We start from the raw sequence: 737 nt of genomic DNA, 5'->3' as shown, positions 1-737 counted from the left end.
TCCCCAGCGCGGCGTCGAAATCCTTCGGCCCAGGCGGGAGCATCAGGAAACCATCTTCCGGATTATGTGCGGCTTTCATGTCCCGGCGGGCATCGTCAACTTTTCTCTGTGCTTCTTTCCAGTCTTCCTCAGACTGCTTTCTGACCAGCGGATCGCTGTCTTTATCCAGCCCGTTCGCCGCCGAATCACCAAAGAAGCGCTGGGACTTGTAGGTTCCCCCGGCATAGCGATTGATACGCCACGCGGTGATCCAGCCCATCTGATCTTCAAGGGCTTTCTCCAGGCTGACCGGCGCGCGCGGCGGATCGTATTTTGCGGCCTGTTCGGGGGGAATATGGTCTGAGGACGAGCTCAGACCGAGGGTTAACTTGCGCCAGGCATTGAAACGATCGGAAAGGGCTTCATGAACAAAAAATTCTTTCAGAACATCTAAAGTCATCTTTCTCCATTCCACATTTTTTAACTCATCTGGTAATGCATCTTGCGGAACTTTTAAGGGGGCTCCAGATCCGAAGGCAAAAGCATACATTTCATGCAGCGCTATTTGTGACAACAAATAACCGTCGTTGTCTGCATTGGCCTTTCCCTGATCCCCTGGCGGATAGCCTCCCCCTAAATCCGAATGCATTCCCGGATAAACCACCTCCATGCTGTTCGCCGGATACTTACCATCCGGGCGGCGGATCGAATCCAGCGGGAAGCAGAGCCGCTGTTCGTGAGAAGAAACCAGATGGACG

General features: G+C 53.7%; 1 protein-coding gene. It reads right to left on the bottom strand.

The genetic code is table 11. The features are described from left to right. The coding region (locus AAH446_RS19670; protein WP_463322842.1) for a T6SS phospholipase effector Tle1-like catalytic domain-containing protein at positions 1-737 on the bottom strand (737 nt) is incomplete at both ends.

This window comes from Erwinia psychrophila (assembly GCF_039023475.1).
Taxonomy (GTDB): Bacteria; Pseudomonadota; Gammaproteobacteria; order Enterobacterales; family Enterobacteriaceae; genus Erwinia.
This window is presented reverse-complemented; position numbering and strand designations above follow the sequence as displayed.